The following is a 23,236-nucleotide window of genomic DNA, read 5'->3' on the forward strand; positions in this document are numbered from 1 at the left end:
CACCCGAATTTCCTGTGCTCTCTTCGATCATTATAGCTGGATTCTCTCTGGCGATAATCGTTGGGCTCCGAAGATGGCTTGGATCAGGTCAGAGATGGCGCCCGCAGAAGTGAAGTCGATGATTTTAGCAATCGAATCAGTTTTTTAACAGACGGGCTTTGTTAAATAAAGCCGTCAAGAGGTAGCAGGTTTGTAAGCCATTTGGATTACTGCTAGTCCATGAACTGTCAGGTGAAGGTCAACTTACTTGAAGAGACTAGAATGCTCCTTTTGGAGAAAAGCGGCATTCTCGTCTTCAATGTATTCCTGTTTGAGGTATTGCGAATTAGCAACGTCAACAAACAGATGCATTACTTCGCCAAATACTTCAAGAATGCGAGACCAGTGATATAACTCAGGCTCCTTGTTCGTTTCAAAAACATATGGTTTGCCCTTGAATGATTTTTCTATCCTCTCTCCAGTATGTCTACCATTGTTATGAGTGGTATTTCTGAGCAGTACGATTATGCAGATTACTCCATTGTATTTTTGCAAGCCTAGCTTTTTGAGAACAAAACCGGAGACATTAGTCGTAGCATCCTTGCCAGACTTGGCTGCTCTACCATTCAGGGTTCTAGATACCACTCGCAAGGAGCTATCTGTTGCAAAATGCATCAAATGCAAAAAAGCGAGTTTATGGTTTTGGTCATAATTGACGATTGCTTCAGTAATCATATTTTCGTCAAAATGTGGATTGTTGTAATGCCACCATTTTTGACTATGCAGAGATTGCTTTGATAATATCATTGCAAACAATGTCGGCTGGATTATGCTCAAACATTTTACAAATGGAGCGATTCTGATATCTGTGAGCTTAAGAAAGGGTCTAGTTTTCATCAGTGCAGTTGCTGTATCTATGTATCGCATTTGAAGCTGAGATAAACCGTTAATTGTCTCTGAGAGAGTATCAGCTTGCATTCTGGGTCCCTGACCACTTGCATTGGCCTTCTATTTCAATGCAGACATTTCAACGCACTTCCTTTCATTAAATGATAAGCAATCTCTGAAGCTAACCTGGATGCAGTCGCGATATGGAGCTTTCAGAGCAAGAGTATGACTCCATGCTCTCTTCACCGGCCTTTCGCTTTCACGTCAGGAAGAAGGATGTAGTTCTCTTCCTTAACTCAAAACACGAGAAAAAAGCAGTCTCTCAAGAGCCCAAAACGGCAAACCCTGCATAGATGTTTGAGCTTAGATTATAGAAAGCTGCGACAAAAGGCGTATGCTAATGTCTTCTCCCACACTGCCGCAATGCCTTAAAGATGCCAATGGACGTTGGAATGAGAGAGTCCAAATCTCAAATCAGCTGCGCGATACAATGGTTCTCGAGACAGTCCGGAGAATAAGGACCAACCTTGAAGCAATAAAAGCGCTCCTGAAGACTCCAGGCCATGAAGAAATTTGTGGCGGGCTCTACACATTTGCTATTGAAGAATATGGCAAGATATTGCTACTGCAGAACTGCGGAGATTCCCCTGTCATAGATTTGAAGTACAAGAATGGCTTCAGAAAGCATGAGGCCAAATTCGAACTTGCTATCAATGACCTTTCTGATGACTGCCTCAAAATAGAGTCGGGAGGCTACACAGATGCCGGCTTCACGAGTACTGGTTACACTAAGGACAAAATAGCAGACCTGGATGCACGGCTTGGCATATTCTATATGGATTTCACTGACGATGTTAGTCATATCAAGCCAATACCTAGCGTTAGCAGGGCATCGCTGGAGGGGTCGCTAGAGTCCTTCGAGTGTCATCTGAATCAAAAGTTCTCACAATAGTGCAAATGACTCGAAAGCATAAGGCCCATCCAATACCACTGCACGGCATTGCGAAGAGCAACGAACGTCCAAAGCAGTCAGAAAGAAGTGCTATTTAGATTTCATTTCTTATAGCAATCCTACTCTATCTTGTCACACTGGACTGCTATTTTGCAACTTCTTTTGCTTGGCAACGTGACCGACGGCAAAGAGTCAGATTACAATAGCGACGTGAGTCCTGTCATGAAGGCAAGTAAAGTTAATCGATACAGCTGTTGCGCTGCAGGTAGCAGCTTGGGAACAAAGGTTGTGCGAATGATTTGGAATCGCTGAGACAGGATCAGGTTCACAAATACAGTAGTTGATTTTGCGTCACATCACGTTTTAGCCTTAATGAACTTGTCGCAGGCTCGTACGACTTCAGCCAGATAATTACTCACTTCCGACCATGAAGTTTTTTCATATTCCCAGTCTCGTATCCTAATCACAATTTCCTCCTTGCTTGACGAGGTTGTCATTCGGTTGAAAACTTCAATGTATGTGTTCAACGTTTCAAGGGAATAAAGATGTGTCACCATACCTTCCATACGCACACCCTCAAAAAAATTTCCGTACAGTTCTTCCTTCTGCAAGAACCACTCTGTCTTCATTACTGCCTGCTTGAACAAAGACAGGTCAATCGGAGGAATCACGGAAGACGTGGTTGTACCGTTATCCCTTATCGCGAGTGCAGTCTGCAAGAGAGCCGTTTTTGCTGCCGCGGCTGATATCATGAGAGTCTGAACATCACTTACTCTCTCTCGAAGCTTGCTGTAGAGATTGGTTACTATGGATCTGATAGCCGGTTTACTCGAACTTCCGAGCCTAATGTAATAAACGCAAGAACCTCTCACTTGATAGGGCTTGTTGAAGTCTTCAGTATCTATCTTAATTGCCATATAGAATTTTTTGCCATCATCTATTCGCTTGAGCTCGAAAGTGGGGGTTGGGTCAACATTGTATGCTTTGCTCGCGATAGCTTGTCCAATCTTGTCGGCCATTTCAATATCAAAACCATTCTTATAAAAAGGAGTCTTCCCATGAACCTGACTCTTATTTTCGTCTATCCCCAAGACTATTGTCCCACCTTCTGAATTTGCAAAAGCGCAAAAATCATTTTCTAGATCCGGAGGCACCTTGTTGCCTCCCCAAGGCCCTTGTCCCTTAAAATCAAAAGTTTCATTCTCGATATCTTGGATGTGCAGAAGCGCCTCGATTTTTTGGAGCGTCCAAGCAGACAACTCAGATGGGATAGAATACTCGCTCATGCTAGAGCAGCTTGAGTTATGATATATCAAGTTTTGAGAGGCTATGGCGCCTTCAGAGTGTAAGAGCTGAGTCAGAAAGTTAACTCAGGTATTGCCTTGTAGTATTCAGTCATCTTGAGCCAGTCAAGCGCGGCAGGCTTGCTATAGGTCTTAGAATAGCCTCACAGATAGTTTGTAAATTCTTCATAGAACAGTGAGCTCAAGATGTAGAGCCGACAGGGACCTTCAAGATGTAATAGTACTCCCGGGTTTTTTGTCATGGATTCGCTCGCATTATTCCCACTTTAGCAGGATGTCCATGCCCCTGCTCCGTGTCCTCAATACCGAGCTTGTTGGGTAGGACTGTGAGATGTAAATTTGATGTCTGAGCTTGTGGCTTTGCCTCCAAAGGTACTCATGGTCGGTATAGAACTTGCGCCATACGCAGAGGCGTGATTCGCGCCTGTTCTGTTTTCAGATGCGGATTACATGACATCCGGGACTAGCCCGTTCTCTTTCAATAAACGACTGAATCATCTGGGCCGGTCCAGGAATTGTTAAATAAATCCATAATGCGCTACAATTAGACGTTGGACAAAGAAGGCGTAAAAATTAGCTATAAACCAGCAGATGAAGATAGGGAAGACAAGAGGCTATTTGCTCCAGAACAAAAGGTGGGCTCATTTCTCACTCGCGGTCAATACACTCTTCCTGAGCGAAATCTTTCATATCGTCATATCCGATTATTTATTAATGCACAGGACAAGAATATTGAGGACAAAATCCTGAAGGTAGTCTACGAACTGCCTACTGATTTTCTGCAGAACAAAGCCACCGTGAATGATAGATCATCGGATTTCTCTTTAGAGCTAGCTGTTAAGGAAGTGAAATTCGAGGTCAAAGCTAAAATATTTTGGCGCGAGAAAAGCCGGTCACCCACCACGCTCGACACCACAGTCAACTTGGATTGAGGCTATTGATTTGAGCAAAGGTTTGCTCCCTAGGCGTCGACTATTCATATTAGTTGCATTTGCATGTATTTTCGGGTATTTCATTGATTGTACCTGCCTTGTGAATCCGGCAGATGCAAGATTCGATGACTTAATTCATGCTTTTCCTGACTCTGCTTTGTTCGTATTCCACCAATCAGATTCTGTCAACGAAAAATCAGCAAATTTGTACATCACGTCTGATACAAATGCAACCGACATCAAAGCTATCTTTACAGATCTTCGTTCTACCAGGGGAGACACCATTCAGTCTGTGCACTTATCCTTAAACCCATCACGATTCAACGTCTCAGTTCTCGACATGAAGTCGGTTGAAATCAAGGCGGCATTAGACAGCTCCAATTTCATTCCTGGAATATATGCAGGGAAGGTTACCTTACTCTCAAATGAACATGCGGCTGTAAACATACCAATCGAGCTTAGAGTAATTGACGATGCGGCCTTAATTAATTCAGTTGCGCCTCACCCTGCCGCCATTAAATTTGATTTTGGGTCGGATATGCCGAAGACGAACTATATTGATCTTTTCTTAACTACAAATAACACCTTACGGAACGTAAATGCCAGCTTCAGTGATCTCCGATCTGATAATGGCACCATAATGCAGCACAGCGTGCTTAGTTCTTCGCCAAGCAAAATGAATATCACTGCAATTTCGCCGACTTTTTTGAGAGTCGCGGCGGATGTTGGGGGAGGCACCTACATACCTGGAAATTATCAAGGTTTTCTAAAGTTAGATTCTCTTGGTTCTGATACTTTCATACCTATCACAATTGTTATTGAGACTCCAAAAATCTGGTACGACGGATACGGAATCGCATTTGTTGTGGTAGGTATTGCGTTAAGCGTATTCCTGATACTTGTGCGCGAAGGATCGCGTATTAAAGAAAGTCTGGAAGAATCTGCATCTTCAGCATTAAATGCCCTTACAGCAGCCATATCCAGTAATCGCCAGAGCAAGCAGGAGTTCTTTGCCGGGCTTGAAAATATCGATAAAGGCATCTATGCTTCTCGCAAGAATAATTACACAGAGGCTATATCATATCTTACAAAATCAAAGGGATTTTTTGACAGAGCTACCAATAAAGGTCCCCAAGTTTTGGTCGCAGAATTTCCTCATGTCGAAGATGTCGAGCGAATGGCTAATGGTTCATTAGGGTCTTCGGCGGCAATAAGGTCTGTCTTCCGCGGGGATAGACTATTTTTTGTTGCTTTTTCCATCGTAATGACAATAGTGGTTCTTACAACTTTGCAAACTGTGTCCCCGGACGTATTGAAGCTCAATAATTTTGGAAGTGCTATAGCAGCAATACTCGTTGGCTTTGGAAGTCCTGCAATCGCGAATCAACTTGTTCCCCTATTCAAGAAGTGAACAATACCTCAAGTCGCTTCTACCCCACAGCTGGTTTAGATTACATTAACTAGGTCTTGGCGCGTTGGTGTCTTGGGTTTGGCAATTTTGGCAGATCACTCGATTGAAACAAGATATAAGTCACACTGGTAACTCAGGCGCATGGCGCGTTAGCTTGGGCGCAAAGGCTAGGAATTAGGACACTGGTAATTATTTAAGAAAGCACCAAGTATCACGTTTATGAAAACTCGCATAATCAGGTTCATTGAATGTGAGCTTGATGGCAATTGGGCTTTTACTGCACCTGATAGCGGTGCAACACACTCTGTCAGTCCAAATTCATGGCTTGAAGCAAAGAAAAGAGTAATCTACTCGCAAAAAGACGATGCGAAGTTAACAATCACGGTCGATTCAAAACTATATGAATACTTTTTCAATAAGGGAAAAGTGGTTATCTTTGATGATGGTCTGCTCTTAATGGATGCAGATTCAACGACAAGAAAATAAGGGCAAGTTCAGTTCACCGGCTTCATCCAGCTGCTATCCTTTCTGTGAGATAGCCAATGGAACCCATTGATTGAAAGAATATCGTTTATCTCTCTCTCCATTCCCGCTTTTCACATTGTTGGGTTGGCTGCGGATTTTCATCTTTTTGATGGGCTGTTAAGTTACGGAAGATAATAAAAATTGAGATATTGGACGTCCGCCACAGATTTGACAACACCGAGTTAACTTAAGTAAGACGAAGAGCTAGATCCCATTACACATAGCTTTGATAAAATTGGCAGTCCTAATCATTGGCCTTTCAATAGCTATAGCGGTTAGCGTCGTTGGATTGTTTTCCGCTTCGGAAAGTTCTGTTGCGCAGGTTGTTGGTACCCCACCGCCCGTTCATCCCACTATTGTAGCGCCAGCCAACACTGTCACTCCTGCGGCTCCAAAGCAACCGCTTCCAACAGGCGGCGACTTGGTTCGATTTCATGCGATAGTTACAGGACCGTCGCCTCCAATTTTGCAGTATATAAAAACAGTCAATGTCACCTCTAGCGAAACAAAAGCTGTTCAGGCACTATTCAACATACTTGATGCAACTGATCACCAACAAGTCTGGCCGCATCAGTACTTGGACGATATGTCGCTTGAAGATTACAATACTATGACCAAATTGTATCCATTCTCAGATGTTAGCCAGCTTTCTGGCGTGGACCCTAATGGGACACCGATGCATGCCGCTGCCTTCAATGTTACAGATACTAACACCATGTACGTGATATTTGCTGACAAGTGAGATCAATTTTTTCTTGATCTCTTGCTCTCTCAATGGCGAACCGCCAATGAGATAGCATCCTCAGCAAGTGTAACCGGTGCGGGCTTGTCTGGTATCCAACGTTGCAAGAAGGTGGCAGACTGCCAAATGGTTATTGGAAATGCGAGAACTGCTGTAACGCGCAGCAATAGCCTGACTCCTTTTTGTTTGACTATGAAACGAAAGGAAGCTGCCAGTAGAGAAGGTTGCAATAGGCAGAAAATCATGATCTGGAGTCGTGTGTTTGCTGCTTGCCAGCAACAAAACCAGACCGTGTTTGACACGTACGAGATTGGCAGAATATGAGCGAAAACTATTAACTTTCATAAGGTTTCAGTGTATTCTTCAAATGATGGGCAGAAGTCAATTTTGTCTTCTTCAACTCTTAGCATCTGAGCAAGCCGAGTGACTGGAGCTCTGTTTCGATTTACCCCTGTTAATTTTGTATTTGTCTTGACATTACTTGCAATTGCTTCGCAGAATCTTTTATCTTCTGGCCGCAGCGAGCTTCCGATAATTACTAGATCCGAACATCTTTTCAGATAACCTTCAGCCATATTCCAGACTCGCTTATACTCTGCATTCTTCTCAAAGTCCTTATTATTGCCGAGTGGTGGTATAATCACCGGTTCATCATAATCCATTCCTGACCTTAGCAACGAAGAAAGAGAATAGTTGCATATTTCTAATGCACTTGGAATCCTAAGTTGACTCCATGTCTTATTTGAATGGATTACCGGGGCGACTTTCTCTAGAAGCTTTTTTACACCACTAACCCCGCCAAAGGAAGCCAAGCTATCAAATTTGTTGAGCCAGTTAATTGAGCCATGTATTTTTGCTATTGGTATTTCATTCTTCTCAAAGCTGGCTTTCTCTGAGAGAAGGTAATCATATGTAAATCCTTTCTGTACTGCTATACTCTCAAACAGAGTGTCATAATTGGTCGTTATGACTGTGAACGGGTTGTCCGGAAAACTTTCAATAATTCTTTGATAATTATTCGAGTGTGGGTTATGCGCAACTGAGAAATGCCTTACTATGTCCCAGACAAAATACCATGCTTCACCTATGGCGCCAGCATACAAGAGACGGTTAGAAAATGAGCTGGAGTCTGTCGTAATTACAGGTCTATCTGCGATATGGTAAGCCCAATCAATAAACTCTTCAGCGTCAAGTTCGATGGTCCGTTCATCATATGCTGTAGTCTTGACATTTTCGATATAGTACTTCAGCCTGTCGCATAACCGAGGATAATAATCAGAGGATAGTAATCCCAATCTAAAACCCTCTCGAAACAGTAAACGTGTAATTGGAGGCTTTTGGCATTCTTGAAGCATTGGATCGTAGCCCGCGGCCGCGCCTGCGCCCAGAATAAAGCACCGTTGCATAGTATGAGATTTGTAAGCTGCTATTTAGAACAGCCGAAAAGCTAAATCCAAGCCATCTGATTACTCGTTAGCTTGAGAGTAATTATGGCTGCCCTGGCAATTACAGCCGGACTTGCATTTGCAGCCGTGTTTGCAACTCATGTCTTTGACCGCCTCACATGGCTTGATACTAATGCAGACAGTATTGTGACAAAAACCATCAGCAATCTCATTGCAAGTAATAGCGCGTTATCCAATACTCCGACTGGAAATGTGTCAATTGACATTGCAAATACAAGGCAGCTGCTGCAGCAATATGTGAACCAGGAACGTGCCAATGCAGGACAGACGCCTTTATCATAGGATAGCAGACCTGAATCATTAGCTCAGGCTCACAGCGATGACATGGCCAGCCGAGGTTACTACGACCATATTTCGCCGGATGGCATCAGCAACATTGACCGATTCAACAAGGCAGGTCTTTCATGTTTTCATTACTACCCTGACGGCACCTATTCAAACGGCTCAGAAAACCTGTCAAAGGGCATGTTTGTTAATGCAGGTACTGGAGCAGAGGGCTATATTGCAAGGTGATCTGTCTCATCATGGATGCAAAGCCCTGAGCATAGAGACAATATGCTAGCGTCTTACTGGCATAACGAAGGCTTTGGCATCGCTAACTTTGGCAGTACTGTGTATGTCACAGAGGACTTTTGCTGAAACGTAGAAAATTATACAGCCTGGCGAGAGAGGAGGCGAAGGCCAGACTGATGTACCACCCTAAGATAGTCCATCAACTCCTTGTTTGAGTCTGTGAGAGAGCCATCATCTCTATGATGCTTGAGAGGCTCGAGCTCATTTGAGATAGGTGTGTCGGGTTTACCCAAGAAAATAGGAGCGATCTCAATCATCTCCGATTCATGGAGGGATTGCGCTTCATCATATTCGCCCTTGCTTATGGAGCCGTTTGAAGCAAAGTCATCAGTAACAAGAGGCATGAAAACATGCGAGCTTCTTATTTGTTTTAAGAGTGCTTGCAGCAGATGCCCTAAGCCAAGGTCGTGTGCATCAAGATAAGGGTCGAAATATGCACCGTAACCATAATTCTGGAGTATTGAATGCAAGCGCTTAGCCTGCTCGAGGTGTGGCATGCGGTAGCTGATAAACACCTTGACTTTCGTAAGAGGAGGACCTGTTATATTATGAGATTCAGAGATTCTTTTCAAGTCGGCTAAATATCTCCTATAGGCCTCTTCGAGGGCAATTTCATCAAGTTTGCTAATAGTGGCTCTCGCTGAATTGCTAAGTCGAGTGAGAGGGATTCGACCGTCATCACCCTTGTAACTATGCATTGCAACAAAACTATCTCTATGCCAGAGCACATTTGAGACGTCTGGGTTGTAGCCAAACCACGTCGGTGTGACATCGTGTCGGATGGACAGCTTTTCGGAATTTACCTTAATTTCAATGCCTTCAACCTGCTCGATTGCTACCGGCTGGATCAAACCCTTGATTTCAGCAATAAGGGATAGTACTTCATCCATCAAAGACCCGTCTATCGCCAAACTTGGCGCATCTGGTTCGTAGAATAGTTCACGGAGCTGTTTTAATTCGATTTGCGGCATGTAATTGAGGTAAAGGGCCGGGGGAAATTGGTCGCTAATAGAGTCTGAAGGAAAATAAATTTTCCATAGTACACCAAGACGAATCGACCGGTGAGACAATGCCTCAAGTTTTGAGATCCAGCAGTTAAACTTTTCATTGTAATGTTCGACTTGAATCTGTAACGAGCAAGCCCTACCGATTTGGCCTACTTGCAGCACTATCGGGATATTTGATTCGTGGCGAACGCAAAGCTTTTTGAAGCAAATCGGATAAGAATCTACTTTTCCGTTTCTTAAAGGTCTTGGGATAAAACTCAGGATTTGAAAATCTTAGCTGCTGAGCTGGATGAAGTCTTATCCATAATCGCGATGATAGGCCCGGAGAATCTTTGGTCAGAATCTGTCGCGGTACTGTGAGTAACTTTTGTTTGAGATTTGCGAGGTCAGGTTTTCTATTCGCAGAAAGCCGAATTGACCGCGCGGATAGTTCTAAATTGCCAAGCGCCTGGCTCATTCCCTAAACGGAGCGAGCGGCTTGCCAGCTTTAAGCTTTCGAAGAATTGGTTTGAACAAAAGGCGTTCTTGAATATAGTTCTGCGATCCTAGCGCGGTTTTGCTCAGTATCGGATACCACATGAGCCCCGGACAGCATTGCAATATTATGCTGCCCCAGAGAGATTTCAATCGAACTGAGATAGAACTTGCGTAGGCTCTCAAATGGCGAATGGCCCTTGAGCATTTCAAGCTCGTATGTCCTTTTCAATACCGCATATAGCCGATGCCTGAACGTACGGTCCCAAGGAGACCTGCTTTCCTTATCATTCTGTATAACGCAAAATTCTCGCCTATACATGAGAATTTGCATTTGGTCATATATTGACTCACCTATTGCAGCAAGATAAAGCTCGCCAGCATTGTTTCTCGCGGGAAAGACATAGACACCATTGGCTTCCTTGGTAAATGAGGCCCAGCGTAGGTCCTTAGCACCAGAGATGTGCAATCCAGAATATACACAGAGCGCACAAAGCCTCCATAGACTGCCGTTGTCTGAGAGGATGGTTCGCTCGACTAATCGTAGCAGCTTGGTTACTTCTTCAGCGCTGTAGCCATTGATGTGTCGATGCTTGGACCGCAACAACCTTGCGAGAGACTTGTATTCAGCGGACTTTGTTACTTCAAATCCATATGCCTTGCAGGCAGCCTTTGCGCATTTGACAAGGAGCTCTGCAAGTGAAGGGTTCGTACCAGACTCAATCATGGAATGAAGCCTAGTCCATACATAGTCAAGGCCAGCACCCGTATCAATAAGGGAAATGCCCAGCTTACGTACAGCCAGACCATAGTTGCCAACAGTGCTCGGAGAGTAGCCAGTAAAGGGGGCGACTGTATCAAGCCATCTATTCAAGTCAATGACAGGCATGTTTTCGCCAGGCTATAGAACGGGAGTGAATAGCTAAGAACCTTCCATGGAAACTGGCGCAAATACCGCCAGAAAATGGGAGTAAAAAATCGGCATATTATGTCAGTATATATTTACACCTCTTCGGAAAAGAAAGAGCACGAGGCACGTGTTTCTTTACCCGGAGATCTTTACTATATTGTAAAGAAACAATTTTCTTGCAGCTTTTTTGGCCGCTTTAATGTGCAGAAATGAGATAGAGTCTGCAGGCTTGGCTCAATCAGTCTTGTACGACCAGGTACGATCTTTACTATTTCATAATAGAGGTCGGACAGCAAGCTGCCATCTTCTAATTAGCAGAATCATAAAGACACTAACAATGAGCAAGGTCGAGACCATGGAGGGTATTGAATTGCTGGCCTCTAGATACCATGTGCTTGCAAAACTTTCTGCATACAGCTGAAACAACTGCTCCGGTACAAAGCCAGCGGCCGCAATTAATAGAACCGGCCAGCGTCTGTAACCTAGTAAAGATCCTAAAGTAGCAAATGAAGTGCCTGCAATTCCACCTGCCATTCGATAAAGTTCAAGATCGAATGGAGGACCTGAACAAATAGTGGCTCGAGCCTCTCCGGTAAAGATCACTTGTATCTTGGATTTGTATCCGGAAAGCTCGCAAACGGCTGCATGACCAAACCCATGGACGTAAGCAGTCCCGTAGTAAAATATAGTAAAGATCGCCAAAGCCGTACAAGTCAACCGGCGGCCCTGTTTTGATGTTAATATGCCAAAAACGATCTTTACTATTTGCGATTCAAAAAGGAGGAACGCTGTCCCGACATGCTCTGAGACTCCTAACCCTCTGGCTCAGTCGCTTCCTGACGTATAGACTCTACAAGCTGAGGATGGTAGCCTGGGCCCTTTGGATCGAGACTATCCCACAAAGTCGTTAACTGCCCAGCCACGATTTTGCTTGCAAGGACTTCATCATTACGGACTAGCCGCATCAATGCATTGTATCCACTTCGACTGACAACGAGCTTCAGGTCCATGGTCATAGCATCCGTGGGTGGCTCTCCAATTACCCAGCCTTGGCTTGATATGCTGCTCAATCGACTCTACCTCCTACTGGAGCAGGTTTTCTCTCTTTCATTAACTTGCCACATAGAACAAACAGGTACGGCAACATTCCAATGAGCATTACCCAGGCCAGGATCTGAGCTCCGAGTGGCGTTACTTTCAATGGCCCGTACGAGTCCTCCAAGATTACTGCGCTGCCAAATGCTGCAAGCGTTAGCATGACGACCGTCGCTTGAATCGCTGCCTTTCTTGTTTCCGGTCCAACGTATGGTTTTGCTTTTTTTGTTTGAACAAAGTTGTTCATTTAATCGTGCAACATACCCACTCAGCTATAGCTTTTGCTAAAAAGAGCTGCTAAGCAAAAGCTAAGTTCTACCCACTTACCCAGAATATGCTGTTGACCTTATCCAATGAATTTAAAATGCAGTAACAAAGAATGCAACCATGAATGGGACTACCGTGGCAGTTCAAAGTTTTACGCATCTTGCCCGATTTGCCACTACAAGGTTAGAGTACCAAAAAAAACCGAGAAGAATTAGCGACGAGCGATAATGGCGCTGGATTCCGAAAAACATCATCACGAGAGCTGCAGGTCTTGCGGCTCTGACGAGATCGTCTTTAACATTCGAGTCATTAAAGGCAAGCAGGTACAGATAAGGCTGTGCAATGCCTGCGGTGCACTGGATAGGCTCTGATTACATTTCTAATCAATTAGTATCAAAGATAATCAATTAGCCCTTTTTTTATTCCATTTTTGCATTTCGTCCATGTAAATTGCTTCATGACCTGGCTTCGTTATTACGGGAAAGAGCGCTCTCAAATGGTCTTGAAATGCTATGAGCTTTGATTCAATCCTACTACGCATATTTGTCAGTTCATCCGGGGTTGGCTCAACGGTTGTATCGCTTTTGTCAGGAAGGTAGCAAATTTGCGGGTGCATTTGACCGAGGCCTACTGAGTTTGTCAAATTTCGTTGCTCTATGAAAAGAAGGGTAAAGTAACCAAGTTCGGCTGAGTCTTCCATTGACATTATTGTATACCATGCAGTCTTGAAGAATGCTAGACCAAACGGCGCACCTGTACCTATCGACTCGTTGAAGTCTATCGGAATAAATTCTCCGTCAGGATAAACCCGTGTCACTAGTGACTTGGCAGCCGGATTTGCCTGACCTACAATCAACTCGAATCCTTCTTTGTCTCTCGGGAACCTATTACTCGATTCTTGAACCAGCTTAGATATTAGCATCAATACACTCTCTGAGCGATTATTGCCTGCCAGCTGCGCGCTTTGCCTGTCCATTTCTAACTTCAGCCTAGTTTTGAAGACCTCAAACGCGCCTCTATTTCCAGCATAGCCAATTATCATGCCCCTTTCTGGCTCATAGATCTTGTCTAAGAAGTAAAACTGTCCAGAGTTTTGGTCAATGACTTTTCTATCGGCTACAAGGACAATTCCATCAAGTGCACGCACGCCAAGAATATACGTCAATTTGAATTGCTAGAATAGCCCGTCGAATATATCCATGATCTAAAGCCTCAGTCAATTCCGATGTTCGAGTAGAACCTTTCAGCGCCCTAGAGAGTAGGATAATAAACCGACTATCAGGCGCGGTTTGAGAGGTAGTACATGAGTGCCGATACGCCGGGCATTCCAAGCACTGCCACCTGAGTCACTGTGAGAAATGACTGCGGGAATGCCATCTTTTCCTCCATCTGCACGAGTATTCCTCCGCTAATTATGCCAAAGAACTGAGATGCTCCCACCAAGGGGTCACCATACACGAATAGGGGGTTGAAGCCTCCATAGTTTCCGCCTGATAGGTTGGCAGTTGTCTGGTTGTACTGGTTGCGGTAGAATTGCATGTCGAGGCTTCTCTCCAAGAGACCGTTATTGTTGGCGTTCAGGATACCGGCGTTCTGAAACTCTGTACCCAGGAAATACATGCCTCCGCTTATGCATAGGATGAACAGATAGACGCCTAGCAGCGAGTGAGCAAGCCACTGCAATTAGGCAGCCTCCGAAGGCATACAAGCTCGTTTGGCGCTTTGTAGGTTTTAAAGGTGAATTAATCGGTCGAGGCTAGAGGAATAATGCGTGAATTTCAGGCGCTTGCAGCTCTGACACCGCATCGTCAACTGCCTTTTGCACCCAAAAGGACAAATTGATTTCAGAGATAATCTTGGTGCAAATTTCCTTTCTTTCCATGTATTCGATTGCAAATGCAGGTCCAAGGGAATGTACGCCTGCAAAGTCCAGTACAATCTGGCCTGCCCTTGCTTCCTCAATCATCCTGCAAAGAGCTGCGGCCTCTTCCGCAGTAGTCGGCCGCTCGCCAACAACTGCAGAAACCTGAATTGTTTGTTTCATTACTTTATGATTTCAAGTCCTGCGCAAGACTGCTATTTGAGTATTTGAGCTCAATTACATATTACCGGATTGTCTATTTGGGGTGTCCAGATTTCCCGGTGAATTTTACTAAGTTTCAGATGGTACCCCGAGCTTTGATTCGACGAACTTCCTAATTTTGTTCTTGATTTCGTCTCCCTTTGGAGCAAAGACATAGAACTTGTTGATTGTCGATTCGCTCGTTTTGATGGGGGAGAACTCATCCAGTGTCCTTGGTACTCCCTTCCAAAGCATCAGTATCTCATTTTCATACAAATTGATCGGAATCTCAGCGCGGTAGACAATCACTTCATGTTTCTGTAGGCCCACATTATCCGCAATCTGCTGTGACAATTCTTTGAATTGAGGATCATTCATTTTCATTATCCGGTCACGAGTCTGTGCGTTTAGTATCTCTTTATCGGGTAAGAAATCATGAACGCGTTTGTATAATTGTCTTTTGAGTATGTTTTTCAAAATTGATGCGGATTTGCTATTTGGTCCTTTTTGCAGAATTTCATCATAAATGCGTCTATCGTCCAAACCAGTATAATATTCCAAGAAATTATCGTTCTTTAATTCATCGTCAAGGTTTACCGTCAGGAGCACCTTGTCAATTATGGCCTCCTCACCGAAGGCTAAATCTAATGCCTTGAGGAACATCTGATCAGCAACTATACGGGCATGATGTTTGTACACTTGTGCATGCATAAGATATCTGCCAAGACGGTAATTCTCGATGGCGTCTTTTCCTTTTGATTTAATACATAGCCGCTTTTCGCGTTCATCCGGCGTGCTTGTCAAAGTATGGATGATCCTTGCTAGGTCAAATTGGCCATACGCAACACCGATGTGGAAAGAGTCTCGCCTCAGATAATCCAGTTTGTCTACGTCCAGTGCACTTGATACAACATCAGATGCGAGAGTACTAATCCCCGGTTTTTTCCAACTATCAATTTCCCGATGTCTGAGTAACGCCGAGATATATTCTCCCTTGTCACCTAAGATATCCCTGAGCTCCTTATTTTGTCGAATAATGAGCGTAGATATCCAGTCGTGCTCCACCTTTCGCTTGTTAATAGTTGAAAGTACTTCCTCAAAGAGATGTGAGTAAGGACCATGACCAACGTCGTGAAGCAAAGCCGTAAGCCTTACTACTTCTCTGATTTCGTTAGGAAACTCTAACTGTCTTGATACTAAGTCAGCTAAATGCGTCGCACCTAAAGAATGTTCAAATCTTGTGTGAATCGCAGAGGGATATACTACGAACGCATGTGAAAGCTGCTTTATGTTAAGGAGTCTTCTGAAGACTGGAGTATCAATTATTTGAATCTCTGTCTTGGTTAGATCAACGAAACCATAAAGCGGGTCTCGAATAGATTTGTATCTGAAGTAATCCGAATTGTATTCAGACAAGTGCCAGCTTCTGCAACAATTGTTTGCCTACTTCTACATCGTGAGGACTAATATCCCAACCTAGCAGCTTCGCTTTTTCAACAGCATTTTCTAGTTCTTCTCTTCTTTGTACTTTGGGCAAGTCCTCAAGAGTAAAATATACTTTTGAAGCGTAAGAAAGAGGAGTAGGTCTCAACTCGCAAAATTCTTTACAAATTTTAACGATCCCGCTAATTCTCTTACTGGCCACCGCATGTTTCTTCTTAACTGGCTTTACGATCTTTTTTCCGTCGGCGGTTAAATTGTAGACGTAACTCTCAAATTGAGATGCGGGAACACGATTCTCACTTACAAAAGAGTATGAAACCAACTTTTCCAGAGCCATGCTGACTCCTGGGCTGAATGGACCGTAGTAATGCGGCTTATACGAAGGAATGTCAAGTTCTGGCATAATGCTCTTCGATAGGTATACTAACTTCTGAATTGCTGTCCTGCCCGAAATTTGGCCACCATTAGCATCTAGAATAAGCTCAATGGTATCGAATACGTCCAAAGGATTGGAATTCATGAATGGTCACTTGTAAATAAACTAGCTCAACTTGTCCTATTTGACAAACTGTATCTTGACTGTGAACAATCTGATGGTATAAGCTTCCATTTTATTATGAGTATCATTTGCACTCCCTTGGGATTAGTTGCTCTTTAATAATGTTGGAACACCTAAGGCAGAGGGAGGGGTAGTCAGCCCCCGAGGTGAGTTTGAGATACACGAAATTCCAATGTTTACTGTCATCGTCTTTCTTGCCCCATCGTCCGTGCCTTTTCTCGCGCTAGCCTTTCAGCCTCAGTGATCGACTTAGTGTCTTTGCCTAGCGGTGAATCAAAGGGCTGATCTGCCTCAAGTTCTTCCGCCGAGACCTCTCCAAGGCCAATCAAATCGCTGATGGCCCTGTTCTTGGCCCGCGTGTGAGCAATTGCCAGGATATCATGTTCTGGTTTTGAAAACTTGCGCTCGGTAGTCGAGCATGTCCCTATGCCCACGGCGGACCTGCCGCTTTTGACATGAAAAGCCTCAGCCTCTACCCTCCAAAGAAAGCCGCCATCTGGAAGCTGCTCTCTTTCTTTGCTGATTATCCGGTCACTGATTGCAAAAGCACTCTGCAGCTTGCGCCATCCTGACCGTTTGACATAGGACTTGCCTTGAATATCTTGAATGTCTGACTTGTCCAAGATGCTCTTCTTGAGCTCTTGGATGGTCTTCCAGTGGTCCCTGAGGGCCTGGATGTCTGCAGCTGGCGTTATTAGCGTCATTTCAGACTTGGATATTTCGTGTACCTGCTCGATTGCCGTCGAGTCTTCCTTTTCACTCAATTCTTTCTATTCTCCTATTTCTTGGCAGATTGGTTTGAATCCAGCCGCGCCACGGGGAGGCTCTGCCATGCGGCCATAGTACATGAATGCTAAACGCCATAGCCCAATTTTTGAAGCTCCGCGGTGATTGGATAGTTCGCGTGCGATCTAATGCTATGATTGATGATAAATTCAGTTGCGGAATACCTGGCTAGGCACTTTGGATAGGGACATAAAATCAGCCCGTCTTTGATTTCCTGCGCGGCTTCAGGAGTCTTTTCTGGCTCAAAAGTATTCGATTGGGTCGAAATCGAATATTTTTCGGGCTCTGTTTGGCTAACGGGGCTCATTTTGGGCTCAGTTGGATATTCGTCGGAGGGTGGCACTAAAATCAATTCGAAATATTTGTCTGGCTCAGGGTAGTACGTCTGTGCTATGTCTTCAGCCGTCTTTTCGTCTCCATTTTCATTTTCAAATCGAAAAACCTTATTGTCCGACGAATATTTCGAAAGACCCTGAATTTTAGAAGTTATGTATTGTTTATTCGGAAAAGCGTCAGACCTAGACACTGGTATCCGGAAGTCTTGTGAAAAATTATTCGATTGGGTCAAATCGAACAATTTTCTTTGTTTTACTGCCAAAACAGGGTAGTAAATCTGGCGTCTGCCGTCGAGCTTGCTGTCGGCGCTGTCAATGTAAGCCTGATTGATTAGAGGTTTGACGTAATTTTCAAGAATCTGCTTGGTTGACATCTTCTTTTTCTGTATGGCATAAGTGACCTCTGCCAGTTCCTCTGTCGTAAGTGCAATCCTGCTTTCCACAGTCTTTTCATTGCTAGCAGGTTCGGTCTTGGCCTGAAAGCTCGGTATGAAAACCTCGTTGTACCATTCCAAGATATAGGGCCTGACGCCATTAGCATACTCCATCAGGAACATTGCTTCCTTCAGGTCATCGAATGTGGCAATCGGAATCTTTTGGAGTATTAGTTCACCCTCTTTTCTGCAAACTATGCGAGGACGCTTGTGAAAATTGATTATTGGGAGAAGTGATAGGAAAGTGAAAAATCGGTTTGCAATGGTCATGTCAAACGCTTTCTGAGTTGGTAACGCTTCTGAAATTGGGTCATTGAAAGGTATCAAGATGTTCTGCTTACCAGGATTGTACTTCGCAGCTACATCCGCGATCTGATCCTTTAATGCTAAAATAAGATCCTGTGCCAGCTTCTTTTCTGAATCGCTGACTACCTCTGCTTGATATACAAAATCTGGCATGCCGAATTTGATAGATGTAAGTTCGATTGCAGCCTTGTACTTGTCTGCAGTCATCTTTGGGTTCGCTACAATAAAGCGCCTTTGCAGCTCGGGAAATCGCTGGTAATGGCTATAGTCTATCGCCTGAGCAAATATGACAGCAGGCCAGCCTCTCAGGACGTTCTTCTTTGTCTTGATACCGTTGTGGGTGTCGACGTAGATGTACTCGCTCTCAAACTTGTCGTGAGATAGCAGAGGCATAATTGCTTCAAATAACCGCGGGTTTGGCGTGTCGAGAAAAATCAGAATCTTGTGCTGCAGGTCGATTAGTTTCCGAGCGTCTTTTAGCAGTTCTCGTTTTTGCTGCTTTCTTTCAGTTACAGTACTTCGAATAGTGCTCCGCAAGTCAGCAGCGGTTGCGTGGGATAGTTGATTTTCAAGGTCGTCTATTTCTTCATCTAGTTTTAGAATACGGTCCTCGATTGGCTCATACTCGTCATTTTCATTCTTGATTACAAGCGTACCTGTGTCATGTACAAGGGCTTTTTCAGTCATGCCCTGCACGATGATAACGTCGCTTTCGGGAAATTTTTCATAGACCTTGCTTAAAGTATGACTTTTGCCCTCTTCGGATGGGCTGTTTATCGCCAAATTGATTGGATTATTCGTATATGCGCTGAGCATCGCATAGAGCACTTGCTTGACTAGTCGATCTTCTTGTCTGGCTTCTCGCAGAATGATGTCGATGCAATATTGGAGGGCATCTGGAAGTGTTCGTACGTCAACGATCAAGCGATCGCTCTCCTCCCTTCAATGAGTAAGCCCTCAGCAGCGTACCTGAGCACTGAGTCTTCGATCTGCAACATTTGTTTAAGCCTCCGAGTGATCTACAAAATCCGTTGACGAGCGGCGTTTTGGCCGGAGGGGATAAGAAGCTGAGGTAGATTCTTCATGGGTATTGACACCTTTAGCATCAAAATATTGATGTCTAAGCAGTGCATGCACCTCTCCGTGCGACCTGCGTTTGAAAAGAGCGCCAATTTTCAGTTGAAAGGCCGCCGGGTTTTCCTGCAGCTTTGCCAAATAATCTGCATAAGGCCGACAAACGCAGCAAGGACCGGATCGGAACTTCAAATTTTGACTCCTCCGTAAAAACAGCGAATGTTGAAAGAATAGTTCTTAATCGTAAGCGTTAAAGCTGATTTCGGTATATTCAAGGTCGAAGGTCACTCCAAAACCCAAGATGATCTTCGTACCACAATGATGCGAAGCGGCGGGAACCGCTTCTCTCTTTTTTGCCAGTCAACTTCTCAGCTCCTTGAGTTCAAGTTCTAAAAGTTCCGAAAATACAGGAATCTTGGCCGCTGCCTCTGAATGACCGATTCTGTCCGGTTGCGAAAGAAGCAGCTCACGAAGATGCGAACTTGGTGGGAGTGTTCTCTGGGCCAGTCCTTTCAGGGCTACAAGACTCACCGATCCGGACATTTTATACACCTTCGGCTACAACGAGTTTTACCGCGGTCCTGCACATCGGACAGCTGACATACACGTTGGACTTGGAGCGTGTGGTCCAACAGTAGCCGCATGGGCACTTGACAGAGCGCGGTTGTGGATTTTGCGAAAATGTGGGCATATAATTAAAAGTAAAAGTTACGCTACGTAGCTATAAAGATCCGGAGTCTGACGGTCTGACGGTTTAAGCACAAATTTTATGAATCGCTTTTCAGCGCCAAAATTTTACAACTCTGAGATCATCCAAATGCGGCGAGCGAATAGTTGCGCAAGCTCCATAAGTCTGATTTGCATACTTAGTGCTACGATAATACCGCAATAATCCATTTTTCTTACCGTCAAATTGCGCTATATATGGACTAAACAGACGCTAGCGCATGTAAATCCCGCCCAGTCCATAATGCTGTGGGATTCAATACGCATTCGCCGTCGCGGGAGCTGAGGGCTAGAAAGGATGCCAATGACGCTTCAGACGGTTGCCCTTAGGTTCATCAATTTCCAAACTAGGGAAATGTCTCCGTTGTCACCGAGTTTATGGGACGCATGGAGCGTGCAGGCGGCGGAGAGCACCATATCAAATACGCGCTCTCGCAATTATTTATTGCCCGCGCCTCAAAGCTGCACACTTCGACGTATCCAATAAATCGCAAATCACCGACCTTCTTGATAACCACACATTCACGTTTGCATTTGGCGATGACACATATCTGCAGCCCCTGTGAATCGAGTCAGCAAGCTAGACTCGTTGTTAGAAGGGCGGCCCAGCAGCTCGCCAAAGCAGGGGATGGGAGAGATACGCGGGAACTGACCGCTGTCTGTAACAATATTGACTGAGAATAAAAAAAGATAAGGTCAGGAAAAGATGCTGACGGCGCCGCCCCACGACAGGATGTAGCCCTGAATGTTGCAACCACCTATCCTTCCCTCTGGGGTAATCGCAAACACGTGCTGGCCGTTTGACACTCCTGAAATCGTTGTCTCGTTGGTCTGTATTGGAAGTGCGGGAGATCTCGTTGCATAGCCGAGCCAGTCGGAGACGTATACCTGGTGGCCGTCTATGTAGGTATGCACCCTTACGTCGCTGCAGTGTGAATCGCCCGGAGTAAGAACATCACTATCAGGTACATAGTACTGAAATGCAAAGTGGTTGTTGGTAACATTGACTGGAATGTCCACTCTGTTGTTCTGATTGAACTCTCCTCCGGCCAGACTTCCGCCGGACTTGGAAAAGACCTGAATTGACTGCACGCCATCGGAAATCCTGGTGCTATAATCTGCAAATGCAGCAACCACCTGGGACCTTGTCAGCCCCGGACTCAAAGTAACAATGATTGCGTTAGATACTCCTGTTGCTGCGCTCGCCTGCTTGAATGCTGCGCTTGATATGACAGGTGTGACTAGCAGCGTTGCCACTACTGCAAAGCATGCAAGGCCGCTAAGTGTTGCGAACTTGAGAGGCGCCTTCATCGGAGTTTCTAGAGAGTTCTTCCATATTTATGGCTTAATGCGGTGTAAAGGGACTAATCCGCTTATCTAGCCCGGGACCCAAAATTGCTTTATAAAGTATGTCAAACGCGCTGCATGCATTGTAGAATAACAAGCATTTGCTTGCCCTGAAGGCACTCGAATGTTAGACTATCTCGTCGGAGCCACAGGCGCGCAATATTCGATATGGGGTTCTCGCTCGGTCAGTTTCCGCAGCTTATCGTATAGGCTCGCTAACGACTTGACAGCAGAGGCGAAAAATGGAAAAAGGAAAAAGAGGGCTTTTTACTTGCTCAGAACGGTTGTTTGCTGTACCGATGTGACCTGATCAACAGTGTGGATTTGCACCGGGTATGAGACTCCAAGATCCGTCATTGACAGGTTTCCGGCATTCTTGACGTAGACGATTGTCGCCTGTCCCTGTGCCAGCGAAATTGTGCCCGGGGTCATTGCATAGTTTGTTCCGTCTGCGAGCTTGACGCCTGTTGCTGGGTTGTACTGGGTCGTGAGGTCTGTGTTTATGTTCTGTTGTGTTGCGCATGCCGCGGGATTGCTGCAGGAGTACCAGGTTGACGGTGCTGTCTGCATTCCCCTCACGGAAACAGAGTCGACGACCATCATTCTGCCACCTATATTCTGAAGTGCAAAAGCGGTCACAGAGCTGCCGTTGGCGTTAACCCATGCATGGGTGTTAGTCACTTTGATCCCTTGAACCTGTGCGCTGCTCTGGAACATTGACCCTCCAAGCGTCACAACTCCTGCAACCAGAACCACTGAAGCTATCAAAATAATCAGTGTCGTTATGACGTTTCCAATTCCTTTTCTTTTTTTGGCAAACGCTGAAGCCATATCACTGGTTACAGGACATGAAGATAACTGGAAAGTGCGCATACATTGCCTCGAAGGCGGAAAATTTAACCAAAATTCAGGTGGCAACCGGAAAGATTACGCAGAAGGGGCCCTTTGCGCAGCCGAATGGTATAGTCAGGCCTAAATTGAGTGATTCTCTGCCGGTCGAAGCGCGCAGGACTCAGGTTCCGCTCTTGGTGTCATCACACGGATTCTGCCGTGGTCTTCCGGTCGAGCCTTTTCATTCTGCTGGTATAGATCAGTATCCCGGCTGTAATGGCGATGTATGCGACCTGGAATATCTCGTCGTATATCCCGAACGAGGCCGGGGCGCCTCTGCCAGTGATCGGGTTTTCAGGAATCCTCGTGACGATCCACAGCGCAATGAGGGCTGCAGTTCCGGCGATGCCTGCAAAATACCATGGCCTGCCCCACCTTCTTGCCATTGGAACCCCCCAGAAAATCTGGAGTACGCCAGCGACGATAAAGAATATCCATGTCATGCTGAGAACGCCGGTAGGCTGTCGTACGCGCTCCTGCGGTTGTTGCGCGGCACTGCTGGTGGCATTGCCAGTCGCAGCTGCGCCTACTCCGCCTGCTAATTGACCGGCGGGCGTCTGGAACGAGTGCATCGCCTGACTGATGCCCATGTTAAGATGGAGAATTCCGGGGATTACCGTGGTAGCCGCAGCTATGTAGAAGAGAATCGCAATTCTTGAGACTCCGGCCATCGAGATCGGACGCGCTCCGTTAGTATGTTCCGGAATAAAAAGCATATAAAGAATTGCTCTCCGTTGCTGATCTGAAA

General features: G+C 45.1%; 26 protein-coding genes. 8 read left to right on the top strand and 18 right to left on the bottom strand.

Annotation, left to right across the window (positions count from 1 at the left end; genetic code table 11):
- Positions 1 to 243 precede the first annotated feature (243 nt).
- Positions 244 to 957: a hypothetical protein gene (locus ABI361_03265; protein ID MEO9319672.1), complete on the bottom strand. Its 714-nt coding sequence runs from the start codon at positions 955 to 957 to the stop codon at positions 244 to 246.
- A 400-nt stretch (positions 958 to 1,357) separates the two neighbouring features.
- Here ABI361_03265 and ABI361_03270 point away from each other — a divergent pair, with 400 nt between their 5' ends.
- Positions 1,358 to 1,819, top strand: coding sequence for a hypothetical protein (locus ABI361_03270; GenBank protein ID MEO9319673.1), 462 nt, complete (start codon positions 1,358 to 1,360; stop codon positions 1,817 to 1,819).
- A gap of 356 nt (positions 1,820 to 2,175) precedes the next feature.
- Here ABI361_03270 and ABI361_03275 read toward each other — a convergent pair whose 3' ends face one another.
- On the bottom strand, positions 2,176 to 3,105 hold the full coding sequence (locus ABI361_03275) for an ATP-binding protein (GenBank protein MEO9319674.1): 930 nt from the start codon (positions 3,103 to 3,105) through the stop codon (positions 2,176 to 2,178).
- A gap of 569 nt (positions 3,106 to 3,674) precedes the next feature.
- Between ABI361_03275 and ABI361_03280 the strand changes: the two genes are divergently transcribed.
- The 4 genes from ABI361_03280 to ABI361_03295 all read left to right on the top strand — a co-directional run bounded on the left by ABI361_03280 (position 3,675) and on the right by ABI361_03295 (position 6,733).
- Complete coding sequence (locus ABI361_03280) at positions 3,675 to 4,055, top strand: pYEATS domain-containing protein (protein ID MEO9319675.1); 381 nt, start codon at positions 3,675 to 3,677, stop codon at positions 4,053 to 4,055.
- Positions 4,056 to 4,395: 340 nt separating this feature from the next.
- Positions 4,396 to 5,466, top strand: a complete 1,071-nt coding sequence (locus ABI361_03285) for a hypothetical protein (GenBank protein MEO9319676.1) — start codon at positions 4,396 to 4,398, stop codon at positions 5,464 to 5,466.
- Positions 5,467 to 5,685: 219 nt separating this feature from the next.
- Positions 5,686 to 5,952 (top strand): hypothetical protein, encoded by a 267-nt coding sequence (locus ABI361_03290; protein MEO9319677.1) that lies wholly within the window; start codon positions 5,686 to 5,688, stop codon positions 5,950 to 5,952.
- A 328-nt stretch (positions 5,953 to 6,280) separates the two neighbouring features.
- Positions 6,281 to 6,733 carry a hypothetical protein gene (locus tag ABI361_03295; GenBank protein MEO9319678.1) on the top strand — a complete coding sequence of 151 codons (453 nt, stop codon included), beginning with the start codon at positions 6,281 to 6,283 and terminating at the stop codon, positions 6,731 to 6,733.
- A gap of 341 nt (positions 6,734 to 7,074) precedes the next feature.
- Here ABI361_03295 and ABI361_03300 read toward each other — a convergent pair whose 3' ends face one another.
- Positions 7,075 to 8,028 (bottom strand): SIR2 family protein, encoded by a 954-nt coding sequence (locus tag ABI361_03300; GenBank protein ID MEO9319679.1) that lies wholly within the window; start codon positions 8,026 to 8,028, stop codon positions 7,075 to 7,077.
- A gap of 183 nt (positions 8,029 to 8,211) precedes the next feature.
- Between ABI361_03300 and ABI361_03305 the strand changes: the two genes are divergently transcribed.
- Together ABI361_03305 and ABI361_03310 are read left to right on the top strand one after the other, a co-directional pair.
- On the top strand, positions 8,212 to 8,481 hold the full coding sequence (locus tag ABI361_03305; GenBank protein MEO9319680.1) for a hypothetical protein: 270 nt from the start codon (positions 8,212 to 8,214) through the stop codon (positions 8,479 to 8,481).
- 42 nt (positions 8,482 to 8,523) lie between these two features.
- Positions 8,524 to 8,712, top strand: a complete 189-nt coding sequence (locus ABI361_03310) for a hypothetical protein (protein MEO9319681.1) — start codon at positions 8,524 to 8,526, stop codon at positions 8,710 to 8,712.
- A 137-nt stretch (positions 8,713 to 8,849) separates the two neighbouring features.
- Here ABI361_03310 and ABI361_03315 read toward each other — a convergent pair whose 3' ends face one another.
- From ABI361_03315 to ABI361_03330, 4 genes are all read right to left on the bottom strand, one after another.
- Positions 8,850 to 9,941, bottom strand: coding sequence for a toll/interleukin-1 receptor domain-containing protein (locus tag ABI361_03315; protein MEO9319682.1), 1,092 nt, complete (start codon positions 9,939 to 9,941; stop codon positions 8,850 to 8,852).
- Positions 9,942 to 10,266: 325 nt separating this feature from the next.
- Positions 10,267 to 11,142 carry a hypothetical protein gene (locus tag ABI361_03320; GenBank protein ID MEO9319683.1) on the bottom strand — a complete coding sequence of 292 codons (876 nt, stop codon included), beginning with the start codon at positions 11,140 to 11,142 and terminating at the stop codon, positions 10,267 to 10,269.
- A gap of 833 nt (positions 11,143 to 11,975) precedes the next feature.
- Entirely contained in the window at positions 11,976 to 12,233 is a 258-nt protein-coding gene (locus ABI361_03325; GenBank protein ID MEO9319684.1) for a hypothetical protein, read from the bottom strand.
- Positions 12,230 to 12,505, bottom strand: a complete 276-nt coding sequence (locus ABI361_03330) for a hypothetical protein (protein MEO9319685.1) — start codon at positions 12,503 to 12,505, stop codon at positions 12,230 to 12,232. The genes ABI361_03325 and ABI361_03330 overlap by 4 nt, the downstream gene beginning before the upstream one ends.
- A gap of 247 nt (positions 12,506 to 12,752) precedes the next feature.
- Here ABI361_03330 and ABI361_03335 point away from each other — a divergent pair, with 247 nt between their 5' ends.
- Positions 12,753 to 12,896 (top strand): hypothetical protein, encoded by a 144-nt coding sequence (locus ABI361_03335; GenBank protein MEO9319686.1) that lies wholly within the window; start codon positions 12,753 to 12,755, stop codon positions 12,894 to 12,896.
- 32 nt (positions 12,897 to 12,928) lie between these two features.
- Here ABI361_03335 and ABI361_03340 read toward each other — a convergent pair whose 3' ends face one another.
- The 11 genes from ABI361_03340 to ABI361_03390 form a co-directional block, all read right to left on the bottom strand.
- Complete coding sequence (locus tag ABI361_03340; protein ID MEO9319687.1) at positions 12,929 to 13,690, bottom strand: hypothetical protein; 762 nt, start codon at positions 13,688 to 13,690, stop codon at positions 12,929 to 12,931.
- A gap of 113 nt (positions 13,691 to 13,803) precedes the next feature.
- The gene (locus ABI361_03345) at positions 13,804 to 14,208 is read right to left on the bottom strand and encodes a hypothetical protein (GenBank protein ID MEO9319688.1); all 405 of its coding nucleotides are present in this window, start codon (positions 14,206 to 14,208) and stop codon (positions 13,804 to 13,806) included.
- Positions 14,209 to 14,281: 73 nt separating this feature from the next.
- Positions 14,282 to 14,569: a hypothetical protein gene (locus tag ABI361_03350; protein MEO9319689.1), complete on the bottom strand. Its 288-nt coding sequence runs from the start codon at positions 14,567 to 14,569 to the stop codon at positions 14,282 to 14,284.
- Between the two features lie 108 nt (positions 14,570 to 14,677).
- Positions 14,678 to 16,003, bottom strand: coding sequence for an HD domain-containing protein (locus tag ABI361_03355; GenBank protein MEO9319690.1), 1,326 nt, complete (start codon positions 16,001 to 16,003; stop codon positions 14,678 to 14,680).
- Positions 15,996 to 16,550: a hypothetical protein gene (locus tag ABI361_03360; protein MEO9319691.1), complete on the bottom strand. Its 555-nt coding sequence runs from the start codon at positions 16,548 to 16,550 to the stop codon at positions 15,996 to 15,998. The genes ABI361_03355 and ABI361_03360 overlap by 8 nt, the downstream gene beginning before the upstream one ends.
- A 221-nt stretch (positions 16,551 to 16,771) precedes the next feature.
- The gene (locus tag ABI361_03365; protein ID MEO9319692.1) at positions 16,772 to 17,353 is read right to left on the bottom strand and encodes a hypothetical protein; all 582 of its coding nucleotides are present in this window, start codon (positions 17,351 to 17,353) and stop codon (positions 16,772 to 16,774) included.
- 89 nt (positions 17,354 to 17,442) lie between these two features.
- Complete coding sequence (locus ABI361_03370; GenBank protein ID MEO9319693.1) at positions 17,443 to 19,374, bottom strand: hypothetical protein; 1,932 nt, start codon at positions 19,372 to 19,374, stop codon at positions 17,443 to 17,445.
- A gap of 510 nt (positions 19,375 to 19,884) precedes the next feature.
- A complete protein-coding gene (locus ABI361_03375) occupies positions 19,885 to 20,067 on the bottom strand; it encodes a hypothetical protein (GenBank protein ID MEO9319694.1) in 183 nt (60 codons plus the stop codon).
- An 879-nt stretch (positions 20,068 to 20,946) separates the two neighbouring features.
- A complete protein-coding gene (locus ABI361_03380; GenBank protein ID MEO9319695.1) occupies positions 20,947 to 21,561 on the bottom strand; it encodes a hypothetical protein in 615 nt (204 codons plus the stop codon).
- A gap of 303 nt (positions 21,562 to 21,864) precedes the next feature.
- Positions 21,865 to 22,428, bottom strand: coding sequence for a hypothetical protein (locus tag ABI361_03385; GenBank protein ID MEO9319696.1), 564 nt, complete (start codon positions 22,426 to 22,428; stop codon positions 21,865 to 21,867).
- A 203-nt stretch (positions 22,429 to 22,631) separates the two neighbouring features.
- The gene (locus ABI361_03390; GenBank protein ID MEO9319697.1) at positions 22,632 to 23,159 is read right to left on the bottom strand and encodes a hypothetical protein; all 528 of its coding nucleotides are present in this window, start codon (positions 23,157 to 23,159) and stop codon (positions 22,632 to 22,634) included.
- Positions 23,160 to 23,236: the final 77 nt, after the last annotated feature.

Source organism: Nitrososphaera sp., from assembly GCA_039938515.1.
In the GTDB taxonomy this organism is placed as follows: Archaea; Thermoproteota; Nitrososphaeria; order Nitrososphaerales; family Nitrososphaeraceae; genus Nitrososphaera.

Excerpts from the sequence above, each read along its gene's own strand:
- ABI361_03380 (MEO9319695.1), bottom strand. The coding sequence starts at position 21,561 with ATGAAGGCGCCTCTCAAGTTCGCAACACTTAGCGGCCTTGCATGCTTT.
- ABI361_03285 (MEO9319676.1), top strand. The coding sequence starts at position 4,396 with ATGAAGTCGGTTGAAATCAAGGCGGCATTAGACAGCTCCAATTTCATT.
- ABI361_03290 (MEO9319677.1), top strand. The coding sequence starts at position 5,686 with ATGAAAACTCGCATAATCAGGTTCATTGAATGTGAGCTTGATGGCAAT.
- ABI361_03390 (MEO9319697.1), bottom strand. The coding sequence starts at position 23,159 with ATGGCCGGAGTCTCAAGAATTGCGATTCTCTTCTACATAGCTGCGGCT.
- ABI361_03335 (MEO9319686.1), top strand. The coding sequence starts at position 12,753 with ATGGCGCTGGATTCCGAAAAACATCATCACGAGAGCTGCAGGTCTTGC.
- ABI361_03320 (MEO9319683.1), bottom strand. The coding sequence starts at position 11,142 with ATGCCTGTCATTGACTTGAATAGATGGCTTGATACAGTCGCCCCCTTT.
- ABI361_03330 (MEO9319685.1), bottom strand. The coding sequence starts at position 12,505 with ATGAACAACTTTGTTCAAACAAAAAAAGCAAAACCATACGTTGGACCG.
- ABI361_03275 (MEO9319674.1), bottom strand. The coding sequence starts at position 3,105 with ATGAGCGAGTATTCTATCCCATCTGAGTTGTCTGCTTGGACGCTCCAA.
- ABI361_03265 (MEO9319672.1), bottom strand. The coding sequence starts at position 957 with ATGCAAGCTGATACTCTCTCAGAGACAATTAACGGTTTATCTCAGCTT.
- ABI361_03360 (MEO9319691.1), bottom strand. The coding sequence starts at position 16,550 with ATGAATTCCAATCCTTTGGACGTATTCGATACCATTGAGCTTATTCTA.
- ABI361_03310 (MEO9319681.1), top strand. The coding sequence starts at position 8,524 with ATGGCCAGCCGAGGTTACTACGACCATATTTCGCCGGATGGCATCAGC.
- ABI361_03375 (MEO9319694.1), bottom strand. The coding sequence starts at position 20,067 with ATGTCCGGATCGGTGAGTCTTGTAGCCCTGAAAGGACTGGCCCAGAGA.
- ABI361_03385 (MEO9319696.1), bottom strand. The coding sequence starts at position 22,428 with ATGGCTTCAGCGTTTGCCAAAAAAAGAAAAGGAATTGGAAACGTCATA.
- ABI361_03350 (MEO9319689.1), bottom strand. The coding sequence starts at position 14,569 with ATGAAACAAACAATTCAGGTTTCTGCAGTTGTTGGCGAGCGGCCGACT.
- ABI361_03270 (MEO9319673.1), top strand. The coding sequence starts at position 1,358 with ATGGTTCTCGAGACAGTCCGGAGAATAAGGACCAACCTTGAAGCAATA.